19 protein-coding genes are annotated in these 21,533 nt (G+C 75.3%); 10 read left to right on the top strand and 9 right to left on the bottom strand.

Features of this window, described 5'->3' with window-relative positions; translation table 11 throughout:
• The first annotated feature begins 222 nt into the window (after window positions 1–222).
• From O7599_RS06620 to O7599_RS06600, 5 genes are all read left to right on the top strand, one after another.
• Entirely contained in the window at window positions 223–1,122 is a 900-nt protein-coding gene (locus O7599_RS06620; RefSeq protein ID WP_281621160.1) for an FAD binding domain-containing protein, read from the top strand.
• Window positions 1,122–1,601, top strand: coding sequence for a (2Fe-2S)-binding protein (locus O7599_RS06615; protein WP_281621159.1), 480 nt, complete (start codon window positions 1,122–1,124; stop codon window positions 1,599–1,601). Before O7599_RS06620 ends, O7599_RS06615 begins: the two co-directional genes overlap by 1 nt.
• Entirely contained in the window at window positions 1,601–3,991 is a 2,391-nt protein-coding gene (gene pucD, locus O7599_RS06610) for a xanthine dehydrogenase subunit D (RefSeq protein ID WP_281621158.1), read from the top strand. Before O7599_RS06615 ends, pucD begins: the two co-directional genes overlap by 1 nt.
• Window positions 3,992–4,126: 135 nt before the next feature.
• A complete protein-coding gene (locus O7599_RS06605) occupies window positions 4,127–5,596 on the top strand; it encodes an NCS2 family permease (RefSeq protein WP_281621157.1) in 1,470 nt (489 codons plus the stop codon).
• Window positions 5,597–5,626: 30 nt separating this feature from the next.
• Complete coding sequence (locus tag O7599_RS06600) at window positions 5,627–6,799, top strand: XdhC/CoxI family protein (protein WP_281621156.1); 1,173 nt, start codon at window positions 5,627–5,629, stop codon at window positions 6,797–6,799.
• Window positions 6,800–6,806: 7 nt separating this feature from the next.
• Here the strand turns inward: O7599_RS06600 and O7599_RS06595 are convergent, their stop codons facing one another.
• Both O7599_RS06595 and O7599_RS06590 read right to left on the bottom strand, forming a co-directional pair.
• Complete coding sequence (locus O7599_RS06595; protein ID WP_281621155.1) at window positions 6,807–7,346, bottom strand: methyltransferase domain-containing protein; 540 nt, start codon at window positions 7,344–7,346, stop codon at window positions 6,807–6,809.
• A 22-nt stretch (window positions 7,347–7,368) separates the two neighbouring features.
• Window positions 7,369–8,463 carry an endonuclease/exonuclease/phosphatase family protein gene (locus tag O7599_RS06590; RefSeq protein ID WP_281621154.1) on the bottom strand — a complete coding sequence of 365 codons (1,095 nt, stop codon included), beginning with the start codon at window positions 8,461–8,463 and terminating at the stop codon, window positions 7,369–7,371.
• A gap of 124 nt (window positions 8,464–8,587) precedes the next feature.
• On the opposite strand from O7599_RS06590, the gene O7599_RS06585 reads away from it, so the two are divergent.
• On the top strand, window positions 8,588–9,703 hold the full coding sequence (locus tag O7599_RS06585; protein WP_281621153.1) for a winged helix DNA-binding domain-containing protein: 1,116 nt from the start codon (window positions 8,588–8,590) through the stop codon (window positions 9,701–9,703).
• 9 nt (window positions 9,704–9,712) lie between these two features.
• Here the strand turns inward: O7599_RS06585 and O7599_RS06580 are convergent, their stop codons facing one another.
• Both O7599_RS06580 and O7599_RS06575 read right to left on the bottom strand, forming a co-directional pair.
• Window positions 9,713–10,087, bottom strand: a complete 375-nt coding sequence (locus O7599_RS06580) for an SAV_915 family protein (RefSeq protein ID WP_281621152.1) — start codon at window positions 10,085–10,087, stop codon at window positions 9,713–9,715.
• Between the two features lie 279 nt (window positions 10,088–10,366).
• Window positions 10,367–11,533, bottom strand: coding sequence for a class I SAM-dependent methyltransferase (locus O7599_RS06575; RefSeq protein WP_281621151.1), 1,167 nt, complete (start codon window positions 11,531–11,533; stop codon window positions 10,367–10,369).
• Window positions 11,534–11,779: 246 nt separating this feature from the next.
• Between O7599_RS06575 and O7599_RS06570 the strand changes: the two genes are divergently transcribed.
• Window positions 11,780–12,130, top strand: coding sequence for a VOC family protein (locus O7599_RS06570; RefSeq protein ID WP_281621150.1), 351 nt, complete (start codon window positions 11,780–11,782; stop codon window positions 12,128–12,130).
• A gap of 37 nt (window positions 12,131–12,167) precedes the next feature.
• Here O7599_RS06570 and O7599_RS06565 read toward each other — a convergent pair whose 3' ends face one another.
• The gene (locus tag O7599_RS06565) at window positions 12,168–13,022 is read right to left on the bottom strand and encodes a helix-turn-helix transcriptional regulator (protein ID WP_281621149.1); all 855 of its coding nucleotides are present in this window, start codon (window positions 13,020–13,022) and stop codon (window positions 12,168–12,170) included.
• Window positions 13,023–13,153: 131 nt separating this feature from the next.
• Between O7599_RS06565 and O7599_RS06560 the strand changes: the two genes are divergently transcribed.
• From O7599_RS06560 to O7599_RS06550, 3 genes are read left to right on the top strand one after another with little or no spacing between them, the layout of a single operon-like run.
• Window positions 13,154–14,854 carry an AMP-binding protein gene (locus O7599_RS06560; RefSeq protein WP_281621148.1) on the top strand — a complete coding sequence of 567 codons (1,701 nt, stop codon included), beginning with the start codon at window positions 13,154–13,156 and terminating at the stop codon, window positions 14,852–14,854.
• On the top strand, window positions 14,851–16,467 hold the full coding sequence (locus O7599_RS06555; RefSeq protein ID WP_281621147.1) for an AMP-binding protein: 1,617 nt from the start codon (window positions 14,851–14,853) through the stop codon (window positions 16,465–16,467). The genes O7599_RS06560 and O7599_RS06555 overlap by 4 nt, the downstream gene beginning before the upstream one ends.
• 28 nt (window positions 16,468–16,495) lie before the next feature.
• Complete coding sequence (locus tag O7599_RS06550) at window positions 16,496–17,221, top strand: MBL fold metallo-hydrolase (RefSeq protein ID WP_281621146.1); 726 nt, start codon at window positions 16,496–16,498, stop codon at window positions 17,219–17,221.
• 8 nt (window positions 17,222–17,229) lie between these two features.
• Here O7599_RS06550 and O7599_RS06545 read toward each other — a convergent pair whose 3' ends face one another.
• The 4 genes from O7599_RS06545 to O7599_RS06530 form a co-directional block, all read right to left on the bottom strand.
• Window positions 17,230–18,234, bottom strand: coding sequence for an MsnO8 family LLM class oxidoreductase (locus O7599_RS06545; protein ID WP_281621145.1), 1,005 nt, complete (start codon window positions 18,232–18,234; stop codon window positions 17,230–17,232).
• A 24-nt stretch (window positions 18,235–18,258) separates the two neighbouring features.
• A complete protein-coding gene (locus O7599_RS06540; protein WP_281621144.1) occupies window positions 18,259–18,960 on the bottom strand; it encodes a response regulator transcription factor in 702 nt (233 codons plus the stop codon).
• A 32-nt stretch (window positions 18,961–18,992) separates the two neighbouring features.
• Window positions 18,993–20,498, bottom strand: a complete 1,506-nt coding sequence (locus tag O7599_RS06535) for a histidine kinase (protein WP_281621143.1) — start codon at window positions 20,496–20,498, stop codon at window positions 18,993–18,995.
• A 161-nt stretch (window positions 20,499–20,659) separates the two neighbouring features.
• Entirely contained in the window at window positions 20,660–21,469 is an 810-nt protein-coding gene (locus O7599_RS06530) for a hypothetical protein (protein WP_281621142.1), read from the bottom strand.
• Window positions 21,470–21,533: the final 64 nt, after the last annotated feature.

The raw sequence follows: 21,533 nt of genomic DNA, 5'->3' as shown, positions 1-21,533 counted from the left end.
GCCGCCTGGCGGTCGTCGTGGGATGTCCCGCAAGGGATGTCCCACAGGGGAAGGAATACCCCCGGCCTTCGTTCGAATCTACAAGAAGCCGGTTCTGGCCTGCCCCTTGCTTCATGGTTTCCGTGACTGCACCCGGACGGCGGCGTTTCTGTGTACTTGGGCCACGTTCCGTCAACAGCTCAAGAACGCATCCGCACTTTCGAGGGAAAGCCGAGAGGATCCATGGACTTCCTGCGCCCCGCCGGCTGGGCGGAAGCGCTCGCCGCCAAGGCCGAGCACCCCGCGGCCGTACCGATCGCGGGCGGCACGGACCTCATGGTCGAGATCAACTTCGACCACCGCCGCCCGGAGTACCTGCTCGACCTCAACCGCATCGGCGAGTTGCAGGAGTGGGAGACGGGCGCCGAGAGCGTGCGGCTGGGGGCCTCCGTGCCGTACGCGCGGATCGTGGCCGAGCTGGGCGGTGCGCTGCCCGGTCTTGCGCGGGCGGCGCACACCGTGGCCTCGCCGCAGATCCGCAACCGCGGCGGCGTCGGCGGCAACCTCGGCACCGCCTCCCCGGCCGGCGACGCGCACCCGGCGCTGCTGGCCGCGGGCGCGGAGGTCGAGGTGGAGTCCGTACGAGGCAGCAGGCGGATCCCGATCGACGAGTTCTTCACCGGAGTCAAGCGCAACGCGCTCGCGCCCGACGAGCTGATCAAGTGGGTGCACGTCAGGAAGGCCACCGGGCCGCAGGAGTTCTCCAAGGTCGGCACGCGCAACGCGATGGTGATCGCCGTGTGCGCGTTCGGCATCGCGCTGCACCCCGACACCCGCACCGTCCGTACCGGCATCGGCTCGGCCGCGCCCACGCCCGTGCGCGCCGACGCCGCCGAGGAGTTCCTGAACGCGGCGCTGGCCGAGGGCGGCTTCTGGGACAGCGGCCGGAACCTGCCCCCGGCTCTGGCGCGGCAGTTCGCCGAGCTGGCGGCGGGCGCGTGCAACCCGATAGACGACGTGCGCGGCAGCGCGCGCTACCGCCGCCACGCGGTCGGCGTCATGGCGCGCCGCACGCTCGGCTGGACCTGGGAGTCGTACCGCCGGGGCACGGCAGGACCCACAAGAGGCGAAGGAGCCGCGTGATGCGGGTGACGTTCACCGTCAACGGCCGGGAGCAGCAGGCCGACGACGTCTGGGAGGGCGAGAGCCTGCTGTACGTGCTGCGCGAGCGGATGGGCCTGCCGGGCTCGAAGAACGCCTGCGAGCAGGGGGAGTGCGGCTCGTGCACGGTACGCCTCGACGGCGTGCCGGTGTGCGCCTGCCTGGTCGCCGCCGGGCAGGCCGAGGGCCGCGAGGTCGTCACGGTCGAAGGGCTGGCGCAGGACGGCCTCTCCGCGGTCCAGCAGGCGTTCGTCGACGCCGGCGCCGTGCAGTGCGGCTTCTGCACCCCGGGTCTGGTGGTCGCCGCGGACGACCTGCTGGAGCACTTCCCCTGGCCGATGGCGCCGTCGGACGACGACATCCGCGAGGGCCTGTCCGGCAACCTGTGCCGCTGCACCGGCTACGAGAAGATCCTCGACGCGGTCCGGCTCGCCGCCGCCCGCCGGGGCGAGGGGGTCTGATGTCCGAGGTCACCCGTATCCCCACCAGCCTCACCCGGGGTTCCGGGACCGCCGGCGGCATCGGAGAGTCGAAGCTGCGCCCGGACGGCACGCTGAAGGTCACCGGCGAGTTCGCGTACTCCTCCGACCTGTGGCACGAGGACATGATCTGGGGCCACACGCTCCGCTCCCCGCACGCCCACGCCGAGATCGTCTCCCTCGACACCTCCGCGGCCCTGGCCCAGGCCGGGGTGTACGCCGTGCTCACGTACGACGACCTGCCGGCCGAGCAGAAGAACTACGGGCTGGAGATCGCCGACACCCCGGCGCTGGCCGCCGGCCGGGTGCGCCACCACGGCGAGCCGGTGGCGCTGGTCGCCGCCGACCACCCCGAGACCGCCCGCCGGGCCGCGGCGAAGATCCGCGTCGAGTGGCGGGAGTTGCCCCTCGTCACCGACGAGGAGTCCGCGCTGGCGCCCGGCGCGCCGGTGCTGCACCCCGAGCGCGCCGACGGGCACGCGCGGCACGTACCGCACCCGAACATCGTCCACCGCCAGCCGGTCGTCCGCGGGGACGTCGCGGCGGCGGCCCGCCGGGCCGACCACATCGTCACCGGCGAGTACGAGTTCGGCATGCAGGACCAGGCGTTCCTGGGCCCGGAGTCCGGCCTGGCGGTGCCCGCGGAGGACGGCGGCGTCGACCTGTACGTCGCCACCCAGTGGCTGCACGCCGACCGGCGGCAGATCGCGCCGGTGCTCGGGCTGCCGGAGGACAAGGTGCGCATGACGCTCTCCGGCGTCGGCGGCGCCTTCGGCGGGCGCGAGGACCTGTCCATGCAGATCCACGCCTGCCTGCTGGCGCTGCGCACCGGCAGGCCGGTGAAGATGGTCTACGACCGCTTCGAGTCCTTCTTCGGCCACGTGCACCGGCACCCGGCCAGGATCCGCTACGAGCACGGCGTCACGGCCGACGGCCTGATCACCCACGCACGCTGCCGCATCGTCCTCGACGGCGGCGCGTACGCCTCCTCCACCCCGGCCGTCGTCGGCAACGCCGCGTCGCTGTCCATGGGCCCGTACGTCGTCGAGGACGTCGAGATCGAGGCCGTCGGCCTCTACACCAACAACCCGCCCTGCGGCGCGATGCGCGGCTTCGGCGCCGTCCAGGCGTGCTTCGCTTACGAGGCGCAGATGGACCGGCTCGCGGCGGCGGTCGGGATGGATCCGGTGGCGTTCCGGCAGCTCAACGCCATGTCACAGGGTTCGCGGCTGCCCACTGGGCAGGAGGTCGACTCGCCGGCGCCGGTGGCGGAGATCCTGCGCCGCGTCAAGGCCCGGCCGCTGCCGCCGGAGCGGCAGTGGGAGAGCGCCGGCGGCGCCGCGGACGTACGGGCGCTGCCGGGCGGGCTTTCCAACACCACGCACGGCGAGGGCGTCGTCCGCGGCGTCGGCTACGCGGTCGGCATCAAGAACGTCGGCTTCTCCGAGGGCTTCGACGACTTCTCCACCGCCAGGGTGCGGCTGGAGGTCACCGGCGGCGAGCCGGTGGTCACCGTGCACACCGCGGCGGCCGAGGTCGGCCAGGGCGGCGTCACCGTACAGGCGCAGATCGCCCGCACCGAACTGGGCGTCGCCCGGGTGGTCATCGCCCCGGCCGACACCCGCGTCGGCTCCGCCGGCTCCACCTCCGCCTCCCGGCAGACGTACATGACCGGCGGCGCGGTGCGGAACGCCTGTCGGGCGGTGCGCGAGCAGGTCCTCGCCCTCGGCCGGCGCAGGCTCGGCACGTACCACCCCGCGTGGGCCACGGCCGAACTGCTCCTGGAGGGCGGCAAGGTGGTCACGGACGGCGGCGAGGTCCTCGCCGACCTGGCCGACGTGCTCGACGGCGAGCAGCCCGTCGACGTCGAACTGCCCTTCCGGCACCGGCCCACCGAGCCGTTCGACATCGAGACCGGGCAGGGCTTCGGCCACGTCCAGTACTCCTTCGCCGCGCACCGCGCGGTCGTCGAGGTCGACACCGAACTCGGCCTGGTCAAGGTCGTCGAGCTGGCCTGCGCCCAGGACGTCGGCAAGGCGCTCAACCCGCTGTCCGTCGTCGGGCAGATCCAGGGCGGCACGACCCAGGGCCTGGGCGTGGCGGTGATGGAGGAGATCCTGGTCGACCCGGCGACGGCGCGGGTGCGGAACCCCTCGTTCACCGACTATCTGATCCCGACCATCCTCGACACCCCGGCCATCCCCGTCGACGTGCTCGAACTGGCCGACCCGCACGCGCCGTACGGCCTGCGCGGCGTCGGCGAGGCGTCCACGCTCTCGGCCACCCCGGCGGTGCTCGCCGCCATCCGCCAGGCCACCGGCCTGGCCCTGACCAAGGCTCCCGTACGCCCCGAGCACCTCACCGGCACCTGAAAGGCACACCTCACGGCACCCTCGCTCCGCCTTCACCGCTCCGCCTTCGTCTCGGGCCGTCCCCCGGGTCGTGCAGCACCACCTCATCCCAAATCCCGCAACCGCGGGTGCCCCTGTGAACCTTGGGAGAACCGCATGACCCAGTCCTCCGTCGGCCGGCCCGGCGCCGCGCCCGCAGCACAGCCCGCCGCCGGCCCCGCCGCGCCCGAAACCGCCTCCTGGCTCGACCGCTACTTCGAGATATCGAAGCGCGGCTCCACGGTCGCGCGCGAGGTGCGCGGCGGGCTCACCACCTTCATGGCGATGGCCTACATCCTGCTGCTCAACCCGCTGATCCTGGGCGGCGAGGACGCCGCGGGCCATGTGCTCGCCCCGTCGGGCCTGATCACCGCCACGGCGCTGGCCGCCGCGGTCACCACCCTGCTGCTGGGCTTCTTCGGCAAGGTGCCGCTGGCCGCGGCGGCCGGGCTCAGCGTCTCCGGCGTGCTCGCCAGCCAGGTCGCGCCGCAGATGACCTGGCCGCAGGCGATGGGCATGTGTGTCGCGTACGGCGTCGTGATCATGCTGCTGGCCGTCACCGGGCTGCGCGAGATGATCATGAACGCCATCCCGCTGGCCCTCAAGCACGCCATCACCATGGGCATCGGCATGTTCATCGCGCTGATCGGCCTGGTGAACGCCGGCTTCGTGCAGTCCGGCGAGGGGAAGATCGTCACGCTGGGCGTCGACGACCAGCTCCGCGGCTGGCCCGTGCTCGTCTTCTGCCTCACCCTGCTGCTGATCTTCATGCTCCAGGCGCGCAACGTGCCCGGTGCCATCCTCATCGGCATCGTCGCCGGCACGGTCGCCGCCGTCGTCGTCAACGCCGTCGCCGACCTCGGGCCCGCGGCGTGGGCGAACGGCCGGGCGCCGGAGCTGCCGGCCGGCGGGGTCACCTCGACGCCGGACTTCGGCCTCTTCGGCGAGGTGTCGTTCCGCGGCTGGGGCGACGTCGGCGTGATGACCGTCAGCATGATCGTCTTCACCCTGGTGCTCGCCGGGTTCTTCGACGCGATGGCCACCATCATCGGCGTCGGCACCGAGGCGAAGCTCACCGACGAGCGGGGCCGGATGCCCGGGCTGTCGCGGGCGCTGTTCATCGACGGCGCCGGCGGCGCGGTCGGCGGCACCGCGGGCGCCTCCGGGCAGACGGTGTTCGTGGAGTCGGCGACCGGCGTCGGCGAGGGTGCCCGCACGGGTCTTTCGAGCGTCGTCGTCGGGCTGCTGTTCGCGCTGGGGCTGCTGTTCACGCCGCTGGCGCAGATCGTGCCGGGCAACGTGGCCGCCGCCGCCCTGGTCGTCATCGGCGCCATGATGGCGGCGAACGCGCGGCACGTGGACTGGGCCGACCGGGGGGTGGCCGTCCCGGTCTTCCTGACGGTCGTGCTGATGCCGTTCACGTACTCCATCACGGCGGGCGTCGCCGCCGGCGTCATCTCGTACACGGCGATCAGGGCCGCCCAGGGCAGGTGGCGCGAGCCCGGCCCCTTCATGTGGGTCCTGACCGCCGTCTTCGTCGTCTTCTTCGCGCTCCATCCGATCGAGCAGTGGTTGGGTGTCAAATAGGACCAGCGGCCTCGTGAGGAGCTGATCAGCATGCTGGACATCGCCGCCGACCTCGCCCCGTGGTGCGCGGAGGGACGCCCCTTCGCCGTCGCCACCGTCGTGGGCACCACCGGCTCGGCGCCGCGCGGCCCGGGCGCCGCGCTGGCGGTGGACGCCGGGGGCACGGCGGTCGGCAGCGTGTCCGGCGGCTGCGTCGAGGGCGCGGTGTACGAGCTGTGCCGGGAGGCCGTCGAGACCGGGAACGTGGTGCTGGAGACCTTCGGTTACTCCGACGAGGACGCCTTCGCGGTGGGGCTCACCTGCGGGGGAGAGATCGACGTCCTCGTCACGCCGGTCACGGCCGACGGCATGCTCCGCACGGCGCTGACCGCCGCCGCCGGCGGGGAGGCCGCGGCGGTCGCCCGGGTCGTCCACGGTCCGGCCGCGCTCGTCGGGCAGGCGCTGCTGGTACGCCCCGACGGCACGTACGAGGGCCGCCTCGCGGGCCCGCTCCCGGACCTGCCCGACTGGGACGGCACCGCGCTGGAGCGCACCGCCGCCGCCGAGGCCGCCGCGCTGCTCGACGCAGGGCGGACGGACACGGTGGAGGTCGGCGCGGCGGGCGCGCGCTGCGGGGAGCCGGTGACGCTGCTGGTGGAGGTGAGCGTGCCGGCGCCGCGGATGGTCGTCTTCGGCGCGATCGACTTCGCCCACGCGCTCGTCCGCGTCGGCAAGTTCCTCGGCTACCACGTCACCCTCTGCGACGCCCGCCCGGTCTTCGCCACCGCCCGCCGCTTCCCCGAGGCGGACGAGGTGGCGGTGCGCTGGCCGCACGAGTACCTGGCGGACGCGCGGGCCGCGGGGGAACTGGACGGGCGCACGGTGCTGTGCGTGCTCACGCACGACCCCAAGTTCGACGTGCCGCTGCTCACGGCGGCGCTGCGGCTGCCCGTCGCGTACGTCGGCGCGATGGGCTCACGCCGTACGCACCTGGACCGCAACCGGCGGCTGCGCGAGGCGGGCGTCACCGAACGCGAACTCGCGCGCCTGCGCTCGCCGATCGGCCTCGACCTCGGCGCCCGCTCCCCGGAGGAGGTCGCGGTCTCCATCGCCGGCGAGATCGTCGCGGCGCGGCGGGGCGGCACGGGGGTGCCGCTGACGGGCGCGCACACGCCGATCCACCGGGAGCGGCGGGCGGCGGGCCGGATCGGGGACGTGGCCTGAGGCGGGTCTAGCCGGGCGCGGTCCGGGCCGTGACGTAGCCGCTCTCGACGGCCTTGTCCTGCGCGTCGGCGGTCACCGCGAGCCCGCCGGCGGTCAGCGTCCGCGCCGCCCGTTCGGCGACCTCGCGGTGGGCCGCGGCGCTCCAGGAGGGCAACTGGAAGAACACGGACAGCCGCCCGCCGGGGCGCAGCAGCCCGGCGACCGCACGGGCGGCGGCGGGGTCGGTCCACAGCAGCCGCACGTTGAAGGCGTACGCGACGTCGAAGGGCCGCCCGGCGGCGAGTTCCGCGGCGGGGACCGCGGGGACGGCGCCGGTCCTGAACTCCGCGAGCCCGGCGGCGACATGGGCGGCGTTCCGGCGCCCGGCCGCGGCGGTCATCTTCGCGGACCGGTCCAGGCCGGTGAACCGCGCGGGTGCCTCCCGCGGCCCGGCGGCCAGCTCCGCGCAGACGTACGACGCGGTCACCCCGTGCCCGCAGCCGATCTCCAGCACCCTGTCGCCGGGCCGCACGGACAGCGTCCGGGCGGCCCACTCGTGACGGTCCACACGGGCCAGTATCGGCCACGGCTCAGCGCAACTGCAGGTCCACGAGCACCGCGCGGTGGTCGGTGCCGGCCAGCTCCGGGAACTCGATGGCCGCGGGGCTCAGCCGGTCGCTCACCAGGACGTGGTCGATCTGGGTGCCGAAGAGGGGCGTCGTCGACGCCGGCCAGGTGGGGGTGCGGGAGCGGCCGAGCAGCATGGCGCTGTCGCGCAGGCCGGTGTCCAGGATGTCGCGGAACGCCTCGTGGTCCTGCGAGGCGTTGAAGTCGCCGCCGAAGACGGTCGGCGCGTCCCCGCGCGCCGCGGCGGCGTCCCGCAGCCGCCCCAGCTCGGTACGCCAGGCGTCCATCGACCCGGGCGTCGGCGGCATCGGATGCACGACCTGCAGCCGCACCCGCTCGCCGGCGACGCGAGCGACGGCCGCGGGCATCGACAGCGTGCCGCGCACGCCGGGCTCCTCGGTCAGCGGGTATCTGCTGAGGACGGCGGAGCCCTCGGCCGGATCGCCGGCGTCGACGACGCGGTACGGGTACGCGGCCCGCAGCGCCGGGCTGCGCAGGGCGGCGACGCACCGGGAGTCGCACTCCTGGACCAGGGCGATGTCCGGCTCGTACGCGCGCAGCGCGGCGCGCAGGGCGGGGGTGGCGTCGCCGAACCTGAGGTTGGCGGTGAGGAGGCGGAACTCGGCCCTGGGCGGCGAGGACGGCGGGTCGGCGGCGGACTCGTAGGGCCGTACGAACCAGGCGGTGGCGGCGAGGGCGACGACCGCCCACACGACGCCGGCCCGGCTGCGGGCGAGCGCCATGAACAGCAGCCCGGCACCGCCGGGCACGAGCAGCCAGGGCAGGAAGGCGGCGAGCTGCGGCAGCGGAGTCACGCCGTCGCCCCCGCCGGCCCGGAACCCGAGCACGGCCGAGACGACCAGCAGGGGCAGCCCTCCGGCCAGGGCGCACGCCCGCCGCAGGCGCGACCGGTGGCGGGCGGAGGCGCCGCCGCGGGCGGTGCCGGCCGTGCGTTTCGCGATCTCGGCGTCCGCCGGGGCGGCGCCCGCGCCCGTGTCCGCGCGCGGAGCACCGGCCGCTTTCCCGCCCCCGGCGTTCTCGGGTTGTCCGTCGAGCATCCCCACCCCTGTCGTCGCCTCCGTTCCCGATCCTCCCTCAGCCCGCCCCGCGGCCCGCACCGACGTCCCCGCACCTCCGGGTTGCGGACAGGAACTGGCCGCAATCGGCCGTAACGTGGCCGTCATGACGAAGACCAACGGGCCCGTCACCCTCTCCACCCGCCGCCTCAACCGCGCCCTCCTCGCCCGGCAACTCTTGCTCGACCGCGTCGACATGCCCCTCACCGACGCCGTGGCCCACCTGCTCGGGCTCCAGGCACAGGCGCCCCGGCCGCCGTACCACGCCCTTGCCGCGCGGCTGCGCGGGTTCGACCCGGCCGCGCTGTCCGCGCTGCTGGAAAGCCGCGAGGTCGTGCGGCTCGTCACCCTGCGCTCCACCGTCCACCTGCACACCCCCGCCGACGCCCTGACTCTCCGCCCCTTCAGCGCCCCCGCCCTGGAGCGCGAGCTCAGGACCTTCCGCGGCCGGCTCCAGGGCGTCGACCTCGACCGGCTGACGGCGCTGACCCGGGAGCTCGCCGAGCCCGGCCCCGTCTCGCTGCGCGAGATCGGCGACGAGCTGCGGCGCGAGTGGCCCGAGCACGACCCGCTCGCGCTGAAGGTCGCCGCGCGCATCCTGCTGCCTCTCGTGCAGGTGCCGCCGCGCGGGCTGTGGGGGCGGGGCGGGCAGGTCGCGCACGCCACCGCCCGGTCCTGGCTGGGCGCGGAGCCGGCGGCGGACCCGGACGTGGCGCCCCTCGTGCTGCGTTACCTCGCGGCCTTCGGGCCCGCGTCCGTACGGGACATGCAGGCGTGGTGCGGAGTGACGCGGCTGCGGCCGCACTTCGAGGCGCTGCGGCCCCGGCTGCGTACGTTCCGCGACGAGCGCGGCACCGAGCTGTTCGACCTGCCCGACGCGCCGCGGCCGGCGGCGGACACCCCGGCGCCCGCACGGTTCCTGGGCGAGTTCGACAACCTCACGCTCGCGCACGCGGACCGCACCCGCGTCGTGTCGGACGAGTTCCGCCGCCGCGGCTACCGGCGGGACCACGCCTTCGGCGGCTTCCTCGTCGACGGCTTCGTCCGCGGACTGTGGCGGGTGACCCGGGACGACGGCGCGGCGACGATGCACCTGGAGACGTTCGCACCGCTGACCCGCGGCGAGCGGCCCGGGGTCGAGGCCGAGGCGGCGGGGGTGCTGGAGATGCTGGCGCCCGGCAGCCGCCAGGAGCTGCGGATCGCCGACGCGGGCGGGGGGTGACCGGGCCCGTCAGTGGGCGGCCGGCTGCGGTGCCGCCGACGCGGGCGGCGGTGTGCGCCGCTGCCGGGGCCGCGCCTCGCCTTCCGGCTGGGCCCCTGCGTGGTGGCCGTACGGGCGGCGGGCGGTGAGCAGGGGGTCGACGGTGATCCGGTCGGTGCCCAGCGGCGCGGTCAGCGCGCGCAGCGCCGGCTCCCCGAGGCGTACCCACTTCTGCTGCGGCCCGAGCGCGCGGACCAGCGCGGCCTGCGTGGTGAAGGCCACCGCGGTGCGCGTGCCCAGCGGTGTGCGGAACATCCGCAGCCGCAGCCCGGTCCCTCCGTCCTGCACGGGAACGTACAACTGAGGCCGGCGTTGTGGCGTGAGGGCGGATCCGGAGGTGTCCACGATACGACGGTACGGGGCCCTGCCCCGCGGGTCACCCGCATTCCGCCATGCGAGACGGCACCACCGGACCCACCCGGAACACCGACTGGTCGGGGCCGCCGGAACGCCGCACGGGCGGGTGCCGCGGTGTCCACATGCCGGACAGAAGCCCGTTTTCCGGAGGTCGCCGCGGCCGTTCGCCGCGCGTTCACCCCCGGGCCGCCCGTACACCGGGCCGCCGTCGGCCGGTACGCCCGACGCCCCGTGCGCGCCGGCCCGTTCACGCCGCCGCGTGCTCCCTCACCCGGCCGCCGTCAGCCGCCACAGCGACGTCACCTCCGCCGCCCGCGCCGCGTGCAGCGGGTCCGACGTGTCCGTCGCCCGGCGGTGGCGGGGGCGCGTGTCGTGCCGGGCCGCCACCCGCAGGCCCGCCGCCTCGATCGCCGCCGGCAGCTCCGCGCGGCTGCGCAGCCCCAGGTGCTCGGCAAGGTCGGACAGCACCAGCCAGCCCTCGCCGCCCGGCTCCAGGTGCGCCGCGAGGCCGGCGAGGAAGCCGCGCAGCATGCCGCCGCCGGGGTCGTAGACGGCGTGCTCCAGGCCGGAGGCCGGCTTGGCGGGCAGCCAGGGCGGGTTGCACACGACCAGCGGCGCGCGCCCCGGCGGGAAGAGGTTCGCCTCCACCACCTCGACCTGCTCGGCCAGGCCCAGCCGGCCGACGTTGTCGCGGGCGCAGGCCAGCGCGCGGGGGTCCGTGTCGGTGGCCACGACGCGCTCCACCCCGCGGCGCGCCAGCACCGCCGCGAGCACGCCGGTTCCGGTGCCCACGTCGAACGCGAGCGACTTCGCCGGCAGCGGGGCCTCGGCCACGAGGTCGACGTACTCGCCGCGCACCGGCGAGAACACCCCGTAGTGCGGGTGCACGCGGGCGCCCAGCGCCGGTATGTCCACGCCCTTGCGGCGCCACTCGTGCGCCCCCACCGCGCCGAGCAGTTCGCGCAGCGCCACCGCGCCCGGCTCGGTCACCGGGCCGTACGCCTCGGCCACCGCCCCGCCCACGTCGGGCGCCCGGCGCAGCGGCACGGCCGGGCCCTGCGGCCCGGGTTCGAGGGGGACGAGGAGCATGCCGAGGACGCGCGCCCGGTGGCCCTGTGCCTGCCGGTGCCGGTGGAAGGCGTCCGCGGGTCCGGTCGCCCGGCCGCCCGCCGGTGCGGCCGGGCGCCGGCCGCGGCGGGCCGAGCGGCGGTCGATGCGCCGGCCCAGGGCGGCGAGGAGCTGGCGCCCGCCGTGGTAGTCGCCCTGCCACAGGACGGCCGTGCCCTCGCACACCAGGCGGTACGCGATGTCGGCGCACATCCGGTCGTCCGCGGGCACCACCCGCTGCGGCGGCGGGGTGCCGCCCGTGGCGTACCAGTGGGCGGTCCGCGCGCGCCCGTCCGCGATCCAGCTCAGGTTGGGGTGTTCGGCCACGGGTTCATCTTCCCGCCCGGGCGCCGCGGCGTCGCCCTCGGGGAGGCACGTGCTGCCATGCGCCCCCGACGCACGCGGGCCGCCGCCCCCGCACGGCGGTGCGCGGCATGCCGGACGTGTGCGCCCCCCGACGCCTGTACGACGCCTCGACCGCCCGCCTGGCGCCCCCCGGCGGGCGGCCCGGCGTCGTGTGGCCCACACGTGTGCGGCACGGCGTTGTCACCGTCGGGCGGTAGCCTCCGCGGCATGGGCATCAAGCGGGTCGTACCCGACATCAGGACCGAGTCCTTCGAGGACAGCCGCGCGTTCTACGAGCGGCTGGGCTTCGAGGAGGTGATGAACCTGGGGTGGGTGATGGCGCTCGCCTCGCCGGACAACCCCACCGCGCAGTTGATCTTCATGGAGCGGGACGTCTCCGCGCCGGTGACGCCGGACATGAGCATCGAGGTCGCGGACGTCGACGCGGCGCACGAGGCGATGCGGGCGGCGGGCGCGGAGATCGTGCACCCGCTGACCGACGAGGAGTGGGGCGTGCGGCGGTTCTTCGTCCGCGACCCCAACGGGCGGGTGGTGAACGTCGTGGCGCACCGGGCGTGACGTGCCCGGGACAGGCGTCCCCCGGGGCGGACGTCCCCTAGGGGAGCAGCCCCGCGCGGCGCGCGGCGGTGACCGCCTCCAGCCGGGTGTGCGCGCCGAGCTTGCGCATCGCCGAGCGCAGGTAGCTCTTCACCGTCTCCGGCCGCAGCCCCAGCCGCTCGCCCGCCGCCGCGTTCGTCGCGCCCGTCGCCACGCACGCCAGCACGTCCAGCTCCCGCGGCGCCAGCACCGCCCGGTCCGGGCCCGCGCAGGAGACGGGGGCGACGGTGACGGCCGCGGACGCCAGCCGGTCGCAGAGCGAGAGCAGTTCCTCGCGCAGCTTCTCGTCGGCTATACGCGGCGCCAGCGTGCGCAGGTCGCGGTGCGCGGTGCGGACGTTCTCCCAGGCCGCGGGGTCCGCCGCGCGCTGCGCGGTGGGCGTGGCGACGGCGAGCAGCCGGCGGGCCTCGTCGCGCACGGCGAGGGTCTGCTCCAGGTGGCGCGCCGTCTCCACCGCCGCGGTCAGCGACCGGTCGCCCAGCGGAAGCGAGTCGCGCAGCGCGCCGTAGAGCACGGCCCGCACCCGGCCGCGTACGACGACGGGCACCGCCAGCACCGAGCGCAGTCCCTCGGTGCCCACCGGGCCGTCGTACTCGTGGCTGATGGCGCGGGACGAGGTGTAGTCGGTGACCGCGCAGGGCCGGGAGAAGGCGATGGCCTTGCCGCCCAGCCCGTTGCCCGTGGCCACCCCGAGTCCCTGCAGGGACAGCGTCACCGTCCCGCTCAGCTCGCTGATCCGCAGCTTGCGGCCGCCGTCCGTGAGCAGCCCGCCGAAGGCGACGGGCACGCCGCCGCTCCGGCGCAGCCGGGCCAGCGCGCCGCGCACCTCCGCTGCGTCCGCGGTCTCCGGCATGTCGCTCGCTCCCTGGTGCTGACGGGGGATCGCCGGCGTGGCCGGCGGCAGGGCACCCCCGTATGGGGGTAGTGAGGCGTACGTCACTCGCAGCACGATGCTAGCGAGCCGCCGCCGTACAAGGAGGACATGTGACGGCATCCGATCCGACCGCGGACTTCCGGTCCGCGCGGGACTTTCTGCTGCGGCAGAGGGAGGACTACGCCGCCGCGCGCGCGGGATTCTCCTGGCCCAGGCCGGAGCGGTTCAACTGGGCACTCGACTGGTTCGACGCCATCGCCGCGGACAACGACCGCACAGCGCTCCACATCGTGGAGGAGGACGGCCGCGAGACGAAGTTGAGTTTCACCCGAATGAGCGAGCGCTCGAACCGGGTCGCGAACTGGCTGCGCGCGCAGGGTGTGCGGGCCGGCGAACGGATCGTCGTCATGCTCGGCAACCAGGCCGAGTTGTGGGAGACAGCCCTGGCCGCGATGAAGCTGCGCGCCGTCGTCATCCCCGCCACGCCGCTCCTCGGCCCGGCCGACCTCGCCGACCGCATCGAGCGCGGCGGCGCCCGTCACGTGCTCGTACGGGCCGCCGACGAGGAGAAGTTCGCCGAGGTGCCCGGCGACTACACCCGCATCTCCGTCGGCGGGCAGGGGGCCCACCGGGCGGAGGGCGGGGGCGGGAAGGGCTGGCTCGCCTACGAAGACGCGTACGAGGCCCCCGCCGCCTTCACGCCCGACGGCCCGACGGCCGCCGACGACACCCTGATGCTGTACTTCACCTCCGGCACCACCGCGCTTCCCAAGCTCGTCGAGCACACCCACGTCTCGTACCCGGTCGGCCACCTGGCGACGATGTACTGGATCGGCATCCGCCCCGGCGACGTGCACCTGAACATCTCCTCACCCGGCTGGGCCAAGCACGCCTGGTCCAACCTCTTCGCGCCCTGGAACGCCGAGGCGACGGTCTTCCTGTTCAACTACACGCGCTTCGACGCCGGCGCCCTGCTGGCCGCCATGGACCGCGCCGGCGTGACAACTTTCTGCGCCCCGCCCACCGTCTGGCGGATGCTGGTGCAGTCCGATCTGAGCGGCCTGGCCACCCCGCCGCGCGAGGCCGTCGCCGCAGGTGAGCCCCTCAACCCCGAGGTCATCGAGGCCGTCCGGCGGGCCTGGAAGGTGACCGTCCGCGACGGCTTCGGCCAGACCGAGACCGCGGTTCAGATCGCCAACTCCCCCGGGCAGCGAGTCAAGCTGGGGTCCATGGGCCGTCCCACTCCCGGATACGACGTCGTGCTCCTGGACCCCGTCAGCGGCAAACCCGCCGACGAGGGCGAGATCTGTCTCGACCTGACCGCGCGCCCCGTGGGCCTGATGACGGGCTACGAGGGCGACCCGGACCGCACCGCCGAGGCCATGGCCGACGGCTACTACCGCACCGGCGACATCGGCGCCCGCGACGACGAGGGCTACCTCACCTATATCGGACGCAGCGACGACGTCTTCAAGGCCAGCGACTACAAGATCAGTCCCTTCGAGCTGGAGAGCGCCCTGCTGGAGCACGAGGCGGTCGCCGAGGCCGCCGTGGTGCCCGCGCCCGACCCGCTGCGGCTCGCCGTGCCCAAGGCGTACGTCGTGCTCGCCGCCGGCTGGGAGCCGGGCGCCGCCGCGGCGGAGGCGATCTTCGCGCACTCCCGGGCCGTGCTCGCCCCGTACAAGCGCGTCCGGCGGCTGGAGTTCGCCGACCTGCCGAAGACCGTCTCCGGCAAGATCCGCCGCGTGCAACTGCGCGAGGCGACCGCCGCGGGATCCGCCGACGAGTACCGCGAGGAGGACCACACATGACCGCAGAGCCGTCCTACACCGGCGGCACCGGCACCACGGCGCTGCTGGGCGACACCATCGGTGCCAACCTGGACCGCGCCATCGCCGCCCACCCCGACCGCGAGGCCCTGGTCGACGTGCCCTCCGGGCGCCGCTGGACCTACGCGGAGTTCGGCGCCGCCGTCGAGGAGGTGGCCCGCGGGCTGCTCGCGCGCGGCGTCGCCAAGGGCGAGCGCGTCGGCGTCTGGGCGGTCAACTGCCCGGAGTGGGTGTTCGTGCAGTACGCCTCGGCCCGTATCGGCGCCGTGATGGTCACCATCAACCCCGCCTACCGGGTGCACGAGCTGGAGTACGTCCTCAACCAGTCCGGGATCTCCCTGCTGGTCGCCTCGCTGGCGCACAAGTCCAGCGACTACCGGCGGATGGTCGAGCAGGTGCGCGGCAGTTGCCCGGCCCTGCGCAACGTCTTCTACATCGGCCACGCCGGCTGGGGCCGGCTGATCGAGGCCGGCCGCACGGTGCCCCCGGAGCGGGTCCGCGAGCGCGAGGCGCTGCTGTCCTGCGACGACCCGGTCAACATCCAGTACACCTCCGGCACCACCGGCTTCGCCAAGGGCGCGACCCTGTCGCACCACAGCATCCTCAACAACGGCTTCTTCGTCGGCGAGACGCTGGGCTACACCGAGCAGGACCGGATCTGCATCCCCGTCCCGTACTACCACTGCTTCGGCATGGTGATGGGCAATCTCGCGGCTACCAGCCACGGCGCCTGCATGGTCATTCCGGGCTCCTCCTTCGACCCCGCCGCCACCCTCGCGGCCGTCGAACAGGAGCGCTGCACCTCGCTGTACGGGGTGCCCACCATGTTCGTCGCGGAGCTGGCCCTGCCGGACTTCGCCCTCTACGACCTCACGTCGCTGCGCACCGGGATCATGGCCGGCTCGCCCTGCCCGGTGGAGGTGATGAAGCGGGTGGTCAACGAGATGCACATGGCGGAGGTGACCATCTGCTACGGCATGACCGAGACCTCCCCCGTCGCCACCCAGACCCGGCCCGAGGACGACCTGGAGCGCCGCACCGCCACCGTCGGCCGCGTCCTGCCGCACATCGAGGTCAAGGTCGTCGACCCGGTCACCGGCGTGACCGTGTCCCGCGGCGACACCGGCGAGCTGTGCACCCGCGGCTACAGCGTCATGCAGGGCTACTGGGAGCAGCCCGAGCGCACCGCCGAGGTCATCGACGCCGGCCGCTGGATGCACACCGGCGACCTGGCGCGGATGCGCGAGGACGGCAGCGTGGAGATCGTCGGCCGGATCAAGGACATGATCATAAGGGGCGGCGAGAACGTCTACCCGCGCGAGATCGAGGAGTTCCTGCACACCCACCCCAAGATCGCCGACGTGCAGGTCGTGGGCGTGCCGGACGAGACGTACGGCGAGGAGATCCTCGCCTGCGTGATCCTCAGCGACCCGCGGCACGCGCTCTCCCGGCGCGAGCTGGCCCACTACTGCGAGAACCGGCTCGCGCACTACAAGATCCCGCGGCATCTGCGGATCATGGAGGAGTTCCCGATGACGATCAGCGGAAAGGTGCGGAAGGTCGAGCTGCGGGAGCAGTTCAGTGCTGCGGAATAGCCGCGGCGGGCAGGTGCTTGACACCGCCATGACGATCTTGCACTACGTCGGCGGTCCCACCGCGCTGCTCCAGCTCGGCGGCGTCCGGCTGCTCACCGACCCGACGTTCGACCCGCCGGGCGAGTACCCCGGCGGCGGCCGGCGGCTGGTGAAGACCGCGGGCCCGGCGCTCGCGCCGGCGGACCTCGGCCCGGTCGACGCGGTGCTGCTCTCCCACGACCAGCACGCCGACCACCTCGACCGGGCCGGGCGCGAGTGCGCCGCCGCCGCGCCGCTGGTGCTGTCCACGGTGTCGGCCGCGAAGCGGATGGGCGGCCCGGTGCGGGCGCTGCCGGCGTGGGAGTCGTACGCGATCGGCCCCGTCCGCGTCACCGCCGTGCCCGCGCAGCACGGCCCGCCCGGCAGCGCGCACCTGACCGGCGAGGTCACCGGCTTCGTGCTCACCGGCGACGGGCTGCCCACGGTCTACGTCAGCGGCGACAACGCCTCGCTCGACGTGGTCCGTACGATCGCCGCCCGGCTCGGCCCCGTGGACATCGCCGTGCTCTTCGCCGGCGCCGCGCCCGCCACGCTCACCAGCGAGCACGCCGCCGCCGCGGCGGCGGCGCTCGGGGCGCACGACGTGGTGCCGCTGCACTTCGAGCACTGGGAGCACGTCACGCAGGGCGCGGACTCGCTCGTCGCCGCTTTCGAGGTGGCGGGACTCGGACACCGGCTGCGGCTGCCGCGGCCGGGGGAGGCGGTGGAGCTGTAGAACCCGCGTCAACTCCCCGCGGACGCCGGGATCTTCAGCTCCACCAGCCGCCGGAAGGACTCCAGCCGGCCGGCTTCGTCGGGGGTGTGCAGCGAGACCAGCAACTCGTCGGCGCCGCTGCGGGCGACCAGCTCGCCCAGCGCGGCGGCCACCTGCTCACCGGTGCCGGCCACCTGCGACCGGCGGGCCTCGTCGAGATAGCGGGCCTCGCGCTCGGTGAGCGTACGGGCCCGTATCTCCGCGGCGTGCTCCAGCGGCGGGAACTCCCCGCGGGTGCGCGACCAGACCGTCGCCCACGCCTCCGGCAGCAGCAGGTCCGCGGCCTCCTCTGCGGAGTCGGCCACCGCGGCGGCGAGCGCCACGACCACGTACGGCCGCGCCTGCCGGGCGGAGGGCGTGAACGCCTCGCGGTAGCGCTCGACCGCCTCCAGCATCTTCTCCGGGCGCCGCCCCGCGCCGATCACCAGCGGCAGCCCGTGCGCGGCGGCGATGTCGGCGCCGCCGTCGACGGCCAGCACGTACGCCGGCACGCGCAGCCCCTCCGCCGGTACGGCGTGCACCCCCGGATACGCCTGCTGCCCGCCCTCGAACCACCGGAGCAGCTCCGCCAGCGCGTCCCCGAAGTCCGCCGCGTCCGCCGTGCCGTGGCCCAGCGCGCGCCGGATGCCGTCGGTGAAGCCCAGCGAGCGGCCGAGGCCCATGTCGATCCGGTCCGGGAACAGCGACGCCAGCACGCCGAACTGCTCGGCGACGACCAGCGGCCGGTGGTTGGGCAGCATCACGCCGCCGGTGCCGACCCGGATCCGGGACGTGGCGGCGGCGACGGCGGCGGCCAGCACGGTCGGCGCGGAGCCGGCGACGCCGGGGACGCTGTGGTGCTCGGAGACCCAGAAGCGGCGGTAGCCGTACCCCTCCGTCTGCCGTGCGAAGCCGACGGTGCGGCGCAGCGCGGCGGCCGGGTCCTCGTCCTTGCGCCGCAGGGACCGGTCGAGCACGGAGAGCGGGATGTCCATGATCTGAACAACACCGCGCACGGCTCAGGATTCCCGGGCCGACTCCCCGGCGTCGTGGACGAGAAGGGCGATCTGCACGCGGTTGTTGAGGTCGAGCTTGGTGAGGATGCGCGAGACGTGCGTCTTCACGGTGGGCACGCTCATGTACAGCTCGGCGGCGATCTCCGCGTTGGACCGGCCGTGGCCGACCGCCACGGCGACCTCCCGCTCGCGGTCGCCGAGCGCGGCGAGCCGGCCGCGGGCGCGCTCGCGGGCCGGCCCGCGCCCCTCGGTGCCGGCGGCCGAGACCTGGGCGATGAGCTGCTGGAGCACCGCCGGCGACAGCGCGGGCTCGCCGGCGGCGACCTTGCGCACGGCCTCGACGATGTCCCGGGGCGGGGTGTCCTTGAGCACGAAGCCGGCGGCGCCCGCGCGCAGGGCGCGCAGTACGTGCTCGTCGGTGTGGAACGTCGTCAGCACCAGCACCTCCGGCGGTTCGGCGCGCCGCCGCAGCGCCTCCGTGGCGGCGAGGCCGTCGAGCCGGGGCATGCGGATGTCCATGAGCACGACGTCGGGGGCGTGCGCGGCCACGAGCGCCTGCACCTCGCTGCCGTCGGCGGCCTCGCCCACCACGTCGATGTCGCCGGCCCCGCCGAGCATGAGCCGCAGCCCGGCCCGTACGAGAGGATCGTCGTCGACGAGGAGCACGGTGACCCGGGCGGCGGGGTCGGCGGTCTGGTCGGGCACGCGCCCCACCCTAGCGGCGGCGGGCCGGAGGCTCACTCCGTACGGGACGGGCGGCCCCAGGGGAGCCAGGCGCGCAGGTGGAAGCCGTCCGCTTCCGCGGTGTGCGTCAGCCGGCCGCCGGCCAGCGCGGCGCGCTCGGCGAGCCCGATGAGCCCCTGCCCGGCGCCGGGGATGGGGTCCGCCGCAGCCGCGGCGAGGGTCCCGGAGCCGTTCACCGGGCGGCTCGGTCCGGGTCCCGGTGCGGTCGTACCGGCGACCGTGGCGCGGCCGGGCGGCTCCGCCGCGGGGACGGACACCGCGACCCGGCCGGGGCCCGGCTTCCCGCCCGCCGCGGTCAGGCCGTGCCCGCCGAAGACCGCCACCCGCCCACCCGGCGCAGGCCGGTTGCTCGCGGCGGCACCCGCGCCCGGCCCCGGGCCCGGGGAGCCGTGCACCCGGCCGGGCGCGGGCCGGTCGCCGGTGCGTGCGGCGTCCGCCTCCCCGCCCACCGTCGTCAGCGGGTTGCTCACCGCCACCGTCAGGCCCGCCTGCGGACTCCCGGCAAGCGTCACCGTCACCTTCGTGCCCGCGGCGTGCTTGCGGGCGTTCGTCAGCCCCTCCTGCACGATGCGATACGCGGTGCGCCCCGTCGCCGGCGGGACCGCCTCGGGCTCGCCGACGTCCGGCTCGTACACGATCCGCATCCCCGCCTCGCCGGCCTCGGCCACCAGCCGCGCCACGTCCCGCAGCGTCGGCTGCGGGCGCCCGGCGAGCGCCCCCGCACCGGTGTCCGCACCCGCGGGGGCGCGCAGCACGCCGATCACGTCCCGCAGGTCCTGGAGCGCCTCGTGCGCGCTGTCCCGGATCACGCCCGCCGCCCGGGCGACCTCCGCCGGCGGGGCGCCCGGATGGAACTCCAGCGCCCCGGCGTGCACGCTCAGCAGCGACAGCCGGTGCGCCAGCACGTCGTGCATCTCCCGCGCGATCTCCTCCCGCGCCCGGCGCTGCGCCTGCTCCGCGCGCAGCGCCGCGTCGGCCTCCGCCTGCTCGGCGCGCGCCCGCAGCGAGGCGACGAGCTGGCGGCGCGAGCGCCGGTAGAGGCCCCAGAGCATGGCCGCCGCGACCAGCGAGAAGTACGCGACGCCCGCGCCGGTCCGCGGATCCTCCGGGTCCGGGGTGCCGGCGAGGAACCCGACGAGCCGGGCGAAGACGAGGGCCGCGATCCAGCCGGTGGTACGCAGCGGGCGGTGCGCCGCGACGGTGAAGAGCGCGACCAGCGTCGGGCCGATGAAGAAGTGGCCGAAGGAGTCGGCGACGAGCATCGCCACCGCGAGGGCCACGGGCAGGCGGCGGCGCAGCAGCAGCGCCAGGCAGGCCACGCCGGCGGCCACGGCCTCGGCGAAGAGCACGTTCTCCGAGACGCCGGCGCCGTCCGGGGGCAGCACCGAGTCGGCGGACAGGAACGAGAAGGCCCCGGCGAAGAGGACGAGGCCGACGTCGGCGAGCCGGTCGCGCCGGGTGGTGCCGGCGGCGCGGGTCTCGGGGGCGGTACGGGGCATACCGGCCAATGTACGGTCGTCCGCCCGGAGCGGCGCCCCCCGCGCAGGGCGCGAGACCTTCGTACGACCGTGACGGCCCGACCGCATACTTTGGTCACCCGTCCGTCTTCGCCCCGCCCTCGCCCGCCCTCGTCCTGCCTCGTCCGCCGCCGGCCGCGCCGTCAGGCGCGCCGTGCGGCGCCCGTGCGGATCAGCTCGTCCCCCGGGTCGTTGACCGGCTGCGGGGTGCCCGTGAGGTCCATCACGTACAGCGGGAGGCGCAGCTCGTCGGCCCGGGTGCGGGCCTCGCGGGTGTAGCCGGCGAGGGAGAAGAAGACGGCGAGCGCCGAGGCGTTCAGGCCGCTGAGCCACACGCACTCGACGTCCCGCAGCGCCGTGGGCGTCGTCGTCGGGTCGACGTGGGCGACCACCCCGGCGCCGCGCACGTCGATGCCGGAGGCGGGCCGGTCCTCGTTCTTCACCAGGTCCGTGAAGCCCAGCCAGCGCAGGTACTGCGCGGCGGCGGTGACCGCGTCGCCGGTGTTGCGGATCGTCACGGGCCGGAACGCCGGCCGGTGCGGCGCCGCCGCGGGGCGGGGAGCGCCGCCGGGCGCGGGCGGCGCGGACGCCGCCGCGGGCGGAACCGGCGGTGCGGGGGGCGGGACCGGCGGCGCGGGCCGGACCGGCGGGGCCGGCGGGCCGGGCGGCGCGGGCCGGGGGCGGCGGGACTGCGCGGCGGCCACCGGCAGCCGCACCACCGCGCCGCAGGCGCAGGAGAGTTCCGGCCGCGGCCACTCGTCGCGCCGGTCGCAGACGGGGCAGCGCACCGTCACCCACGAGTCCCGCCACGTGCGGTGCTTCAGCTCCACCGGCACCCCGCCGCGCAGCAGCGGCAGCGTCAGCGGGGCGCCGCAGGCGCAGGGGAACGTGCTCGGGGTGTACGCGTGCTCGCGCCGGCAGGCCGGGCAGCGCACCGGCACGCTCTCTGGCATGAGAAGTGCTCCTGGTTCGGGGCCGCGTGGTGGGTTCCGCACCCCAGGATCCCTTACGAAACAG

It is taken from the genome of Streptomyces sp. WMMC500 (genome assembly GCF_027497195.1).
Lineage (GTDB): Bacteria > Actinomycetota > Actinomycetes > Streptomycetales > Streptomycetaceae > Streptomyces.
This window is presented reverse-complemented; position numbering and strand designations above follow the sequence as displayed.